Annotated in this window: 5 protein-coding genes; 3 read left to right on the top strand and 2 right to left on the bottom strand. The window is 75.0% G+C overall.

What is annotated here, in order from left to right; translation table 11 throughout:
* Positions 1–294: 294 nt before the first annotated feature.
* A complete protein-coding gene (locus tag ACWEVO_RS29110) occupies positions 295–429 on the bottom strand; it encodes a hypothetical protein (protein ID WP_452310677.1) in 135 nt (44 codons plus the stop codon).
* A gap of 189 nt (positions 430–618) precedes the next feature.
* Between ACWEVO_RS29110 and ACWEVO_RS29105 the strand changes: the two genes are divergently transcribed.
* Positions 619–4,017, top strand: coding sequence for an error-prone DNA polymerase (locus ACWEVO_RS29105; protein ID WP_452310676.1), 3,399 nt, complete (start codon positions 619–621; stop codon positions 4,015–4,017).
* Between the two features lie 63 nt (positions 4,018–4,080).
* Here the strand turns inward: ACWEVO_RS29105 and ACWEVO_RS29100 are convergent, their stop codons facing one another.
* Positions 4,081–4,800, bottom strand: coding sequence for a sulfite exporter TauE/SafE family protein (locus ACWEVO_RS29100; protein WP_452310675.1), 720 nt, complete (start codon positions 4,798–4,800; stop codon positions 4,081–4,083).
* Between the two features lie 181 nt (positions 4,801–4,981).
* Here ACWEVO_RS29100 and ACWEVO_RS29095 point away from each other — a divergent pair, with 181 nt between their 5' ends.
* Positions 4,982–5,158, top strand: coding sequence for a hypothetical protein (locus ACWEVO_RS29095; protein ID WP_452310674.1), 177 nt, complete (start codon positions 4,982–4,984; stop codon positions 5,156–5,158).
* A 14-nt stretch (positions 5,159–5,172) separates the two neighbouring features.
* Positions 5,173–5,390, top strand: a 218-nt coding sequence (locus ACWEVO_RS29090) for a class I SAM-dependent methyltransferase (protein ID WP_452310673.1), incomplete at its 3' end; no start/stop codon positions are given.

The raw sequence follows: 5,390 nt of genomic DNA, 5'->3' as shown, positions 1-5,390 counted from the left end.
GAGATCGTCGGCTGGGCCGGCCCGTGGCCGGTGGACGAGCGCTGGTGGGCGCCGGCCGAGGCGCGCCGCCGGGCCCGGTTCCAGGTCTGCCTGGCCGACGGCGCCGCCCTGCTGCTCGCGGTCGAGGGCGGCCAGTGGCTGGTGGAGGCGATCTATGACTAACTGGCGTGCCCCGGTCGGCCGGCGTGCCCCGGTCGGCCGGCGTGGCCCGGTCGGCGGGCGTGGCCCGGTTGGCGGGCGTGGCCCGGCTGAGTGGCGCGTCGGCGTGCTGCGCCGGCGTCGGCCTGTCACCGCCTACCAACTTGATGGCGCAAATGGATCGCCCCGCTGGACCACCGCCACGGCCACGGCCATCACCGCCACCACCGCCACGGCCATCACCGCCGCCGCCATCACTGTCATCACCACCGCCACGGCCTCCGCCGCCACGGCCATCCTCACCCCCGCCGGCGGCGGTGAGGGTGCCGTGATTCATCCACGTCATCAAGTTCGTAGGCGACCGCCAGTCACCTGCCGTCGGGTCCGCACGGCCGCCGTGAGAGATCTTGGAAACCGCCGGCCCTCCCCGGGGCCGAAATCTTCCAAGATCTCGACGAGCACCGAACGCGGGGTGGGGCGGTGAGCTTCCACAACCCGAAGATGCCCTGGTCGGAGCTGGAACAGGTGCTCTCCGGACGGGCCGGTGACGGACGGGCCGGCGACGGACGGGCCGGCAAGGGGCGGGCGAAGGGCGAGCGGCGGCACCTGCACGTGGTGGACCCCCTCGCGGTCGACGCCGACGGCGGGGACTCCCCGGCATGGAGCCGCAAGCGGCAGCAGTACGAGGCCCCCGAGCTGCCCCGGCCGGACGGTTCGGTGCCCTACGCGGAGCTGCACGCGCACTCCAACTTCAGCTTCCTCGACGGTGCCAGCCACCCGGAGGAGCTGGCCGAGGAGGCGGCCCGACTGGGGCTCACCGCGCTCGCCGTCACCGACCACGACGGCTTCTACGGGGTGGTGCGCTTCGCCGAGGCGGCCCGCGCGCTGCACCTGCCGACCGTCTTCGGCGCGGAGCTGTCCCTCGGGCTGCCCGGCCCGCAGAACGGCGAGCCCGATCCGCTCGGCCGGCACCTGCTGGTGCTCGCCCACGGCCACGAGGGGTACGCCCGGCTCGCCGCCACCGTCTCCCGGGCCCAGCTGCGCGGCGGCGAGAAGGGCCGCCCGGTCTACGGGGAGCTGGAGGAGGTCGCCGAGGAGTTGCGCGACCACGTGCTGGTGCTCACCGGCTGCCGCAAGGGGCACGTGCCCGCCGCCCTGCTCACCGAGGGGGTCGACGCGGCCGCCCGGGAGCTGGACCGGCTCACCGCGCTCTTCGGCGCGGAGACGGTGGCGGTGGAGCTGACCGACCACGGGCACCCGGTCGACGCCGACCGCAACGACGCCCTGGCCGAGCTGGCCGCCGCGGCCGGGCTGCCCACCGTGGCCACGAACAACGTGCACTACGCCACCCCGGGGCGGCGGCGGCTGGCCACCACCTTGGCCGCGGTCCGGGCCCGGCGCAGCCTGGACGAGATCGACGGCTGGCTGCCCGCCGCCGCCACCGCCCACCTGCGCAGCGGCGCGGAGATGGCGGCGCGGTTCGCCGCGTACCCGGGGGCGGTGGCCCGGGCCGCCGAGTTCGGCGCGGAACTCGCCTTCGACCTGCAGCTGGTCGCGCCGCAGCTGCCGGCGTACCCGGTGCCGCCGGGGCACACCGAAATGAGCTGGCTGCGCCACCTCACCCTGGTCGGCGCCCGGGAACGCTACGGGCCGCCCGAGGCGCACCCCGACGCGTACGCGCAGCTGGAGCACGAGCTGCGGATGATCGACGAGCTGGGCTTCCCCGGCTACTTCCTGGTGGTCTACGACATCGTCGCCTTCTGCCGGGAGCAGGACATCTACTGCCAGGGCCGGGGCTCGGCGGCCAACTCGGCGGTCTGCTACGCGCTGCGCATCACCAACGTGGACGCGGTCCGGCACCGGCTGCTCTTCGAGCGCTTCCTCGCCCCGGAACGCGACGGCCCGCCCGACATCGACGTGGACATCGAGTCCGACCGCCGGGAGGAGGTGATCCAGCACGTCTACGCCCGGTACGGCCGGGAGCACACCGCCCAGGTCGCCAACGTCATCTCGTACCGGCCGCGGTCGGCGGTGCGGGACGTGGCCAAGGCGTTCGGCTTCTCGCCCGGGCAGCAGGACGCCTGGAGCAAGCAGATCGACCGGTGGGGCTCGGTCGCCGCGGTCGACGTCGAGGACATCCCCGAGGAGGTCGTCGCGTACGCCAACGAGCTGCAGAGGTTCCCCCGGCACCTGGGCATCCACTCCGGCGGCATGGTGATCTGCGACCGGCCGGTGATCGAGGTCTGCCCGGTGGAGTGGGGGCGGATGCCCGGCCGCAGCGTGCTCCAGTGGGACAAGGACGACTGCGCCGCCGTCGGCCTGGTCAAGTTCGACCTGCTCGGCCTCGGCATGCTGTCGGCCCTGCACTACGGCTACGACATGATCGGGATGAGCCTGGACCTGGGCGACATGACGCTGGACGACCCCGAGGTCTACGACATGCTCTGCCGGGCCGACTCGGTCGGGGTGTTCCAGGTGGAGAGCCGCGCCCAGATGGCCACCCTGCCCCGGCTCAAGCCCCGGGAGTTCTACGACCTGGTGGTGGAGGTGGCGCTGATCCGTCCCGGCCCGATCCAGGGCGGCTCGGTGCATCCGTACATCCGGCGCAAGAACGGCCAGGAGCCGGTGACCTTCGCCCATCCGCTGATGCGCAACGCGCTGGAGAAGACCCTCGGCGTGCCGCTGTTCCAGGAGCAGCTCATGCAGCTCGCCATCGACCTGGCCGGCTTCGACGCCGCGGGGGCCGACCAGCTGCGCCGGGCGATGGGGGCGAAGCGTTCGGTGGAGCGGATGGCGCAGATCGCCGACCGGCTCTATGCCGGGATGGCCGAGCGGGGCATCACCGGGGAGCTGGCCGACGACGTCTACCGCAAGCTCACCGCCTTCGCCAGCTACGGCTTCCCGGAGAGCCACGCGATGAGCTTCGCCTACCTGGTGTACGCGAGCTCCTGGCTCAAGCGCTACCACCCGGCACCGTTCCTGGCCGCCCTGCTCAACGCCCAGCCGATGGGCTTCTACTCGCCGCAGACCCTGGTCGACGACGCCCGCCGGCACGGCGTGGAGGTCCGCCGTCCGGACATCAACGCCAGCGGTGCCAAGGCGGTGCTGGAGTCCACCCCGGAGACCCGGTGGGGCAGCCGGCCGGGGGAGCCGCCGCACGCCTGGGGGCTGGGCGGCCCGGCGGTCCGGCTCGGGCTGGGCAGCGTCCGCACCCTCGGCGACGACGTGGCCGAGCGGATCGAGGCGGAGCGGACGGCCCACGGGCCGTACCGGGACATGCCGGACCTGGCCCGCCGGGTCGGCCTGACCGCCGCGCAGCTGGAGGCGCTGGCCACCGCGGACGCCTTCGCCGGTTTCGGGCTGACCCGGCGGCAGGCGCTCTGGGCCGCCGGCGCGGCCGCTCAGGACCGGCCGGGCCGGCTGCCGGGCACGGTGACCGGTACGGCCCCGCCCACCCTGCCCGGGATGGAGGCGGTGGACCGCCTGGTGGCCGACGTCTGGGCCACCGGCCTGTCCCCGGAGAGCCACCCGGCGCGGTTCATCCGGGACCGGCTGGACGCCCTGGGCGCGGTGCCGATCGCCCGGCTGGGCCGGGTGGAGCCCGGGCAGCGGATCCGGGTCGGCGGGATCGTCACCCACCGGCAGCGGCCGGCGACCGCGGGCGGGGTCACCTTCCTCAACCTCGAGGACGAGACCGGGATGCTCAACGTCACCTGCTCGCCGGGGCTGTGGCAGCGCTACCGGCGGGTGGCCCGGACCAGCGCGGCCCTGGTGGTGCGGGGCCGGTTGCAGCGGCACGAGGGGGTCACCAACCTGGTCGCCGACCGGTTGGACGCGATCGACCCGCCGGTCACCCCGGCGTCCCGCGACTTCCGCTGACCGCCCCGCCGCCCGCCGCCGAGCGGCGCCGGCGTGGCCCGGATCGAGTGGCGGCGCCGGGTGTCACCCGGCCAGGCCGGCCAGCGCCACGCCGGCGCTGCCGAGCAGCCCGACCAGCACGACCCGCCGGAACACCACCGGGTCGAGCCGGTGGAACAGCCGGTTGCCCAGCCACCACCCCAGCGGCACGGCGGGCAGTGCGACCAGGGCCGTGCGGAGCACGTCGGCGTGCAGCTGGCCGGTGACGGCGTACCCGGCCAGGCCCATCAGGCCGGTGCCGGCGAAGGTGGCCGCGATGGTCGCCCGGAACGTGCGCGGGTCGTAGCCGAGGGAGTGGAAGGCGGCGACCAGCGGCGGCCCGTTGGTGCCGGTGGCCGCGGTGAGCGCCCCCACCAGCACGCCGACCGCCCCGAGCCCCACCCGACCGGTACGGATCCGGGCGCCCGACCAGACCAGCGCGACGCAGCCGAGCACCACCCCCGCGATCAGCGCGCTGAGCAGCCGCTCCGGGGCGTACGCGAGCACCAGCAGGCCGGCCGGCAGCCCGAGCAGGGCGGTCCCGGTGAGCGCGAGCGCCACCGGCCAGCGGGCGAACGCGCGCTCGCGCACCACCGTGATCAGGGTCGACCCGATGCCGGTCAGCGCGGACACCACCACGGCGCTGCGCGGGTCCACCGCGGCGGCCAGCAGCGGGACGGTCACCAGCGCGTATCCGAAGCCGCTGACCGCCTGCGCCACGGTGCCGAGCAGCACGATGCCGAAGGCGATGAGCAGGACGACCACGCGGTCAGCCTGATCCGGTCCGGGGCGCGCTGGCAACCGGGCCGCCGGGTGGAGATCTTCGCCACAGCGGCCCGCCAACAGGCATGGCGTCCGCCACATCCCTGTTTCACCGGACGGTGGGCCGGAGATACGGTCCGCCGGCGTGGGCAGAGTGGCCCGCGCGCGCGAAAGGTGGAGAACGATGACGGGGAGCAACACCCACCGGGGCGTGGCGAACGCCCGACGGACCCGACTCGGTGCGGACTGGGTTCCGGCGCACGACACCGAGGTGCACGAATACCCGGTGACCGAGGGTCCGGTCGCCAACCCTCGCCGCTCGCACGCCGAGGAGGACCCCGCCGGCGGCGGCGAGTCCTGACCCCACCCGCGCGGGTGACTAGGCTCGGCGGCGTGGAGCAGACCCGAACCCTGACCCCCCGTACCGCCGTGATCTGGGCGGTGCTCCGGGCCGAGCTGGACCGGCGGGCCGGCGCGCAGCTCACCGTGCTCGACGTCGGCGGCGGGACCGGCGGGTTCGCCGTCCCGCTCGCCGAGGCCGGCCACCGGGTCACCGTGGTCGACGCCAGCCCGGACGCGCTCGCCGCGCTGAC

The sequence above is a fragment of the Micromonospora sp. NPDC003776 genome (genome assembly GCF_053605645.1).
The sequence above is the reverse complement of the archived record's forward strand: the minus strand, read 5'-3'. Positions and strand labels throughout refer to the sequence as shown.

Bases quoted from the DNA above. Each gene is read 5' to 3' on its own strand.
- ACWEVO_RS29095 (WP_452310674.1), top strand. From the start codon at position 4,982: ATGACGGGGAGCAACACCCACCGGGGCGTGGCGAACGCCCGACGGACC.